This window comes from Citrobacter sp. wls757, assembly GCF_005280935.1.
In the GTDB taxonomy this organism is placed as follows: domain Bacteria; phylum Pseudomonadota; class Gammaproteobacteria; order Enterobacterales; family Enterobacteriaceae; genus Citrobacter; species Citrobacter portucalensis.
Genome location: NZ_SZWU01000034.1, coordinates 251,031 through 251,705 on the forward strand (window position 1 = coordinate 251,031; position 675 = coordinate 251,705).

Genomic DNA, 675 nt, shown 5'->3' on the forward strand with positions numbered 1-675 from the left:
TTAACATCGGGTCGCCAATGGTTTACTTCACTTCTTTAAAACCCGCCGATTCCATTACCGTTTGCATTTGCTTCATGCTGATGTTTTTATCGGCGTTTTCAGATAGCTTCATCCCTGAAATGGCCTGCAACGCTTTTATATCAACTTTTTCCATATCGATAGTGACATTTTCTTGCGCGTAGGTATCTGAATAGGTGAGTTTTTCTTCTATGCCAGGAATATTCTGATATTTGGCGCTTAATGCGTCGAATACTTTTGCTGCTTCCTCTTTATTGCTGGCACCGACTGACGCATAGCTAATTTTACTTTCGGAGATTTGCTTCAGGACCTTATCACCTTTATAGGTGTAAGAGACGGTGATATCAGAACCATTAATGTTGGCATTGAATGTTTTTGTCTCTTCTTTATCACCACATCCCGCCAGGGAAAAAACCACAATCGATGCCATGGCGAGAGAAAATAATTTTTGTAACGCTTTCATGTAAAACTCCATTTCATGAATATCGGATGTTAAATAATAACGTCCACGAATCTGGTGAGCCCGGACTACCTTGATACCAGAGCAGTATAGAATAAATCTAATATTAACAACGAAGCAGTCCGAAAATGGAGCAGGGGTTAAGATTAGAGGAAGCACTTGCGTAGCAAAAAAAAAGCGCTGCGGTTGCAGCGCTT

The 675-nt window shown here is 40.7% G+C and carries 1 protein-coding gene; it reads right to left on the reverse strand.

Features of this window, described 5'->3' with window-relative positions:
* Nucleotides 1-22 precede the first annotated feature (22 nt).
* Nucleotides 23-675 (reverse strand): YehR family lipoprotein (locus tag FDW94_RS23530; protein ID WP_212734174.1); only part of this gene is annotated, 653 nt, incomplete at its 5' end.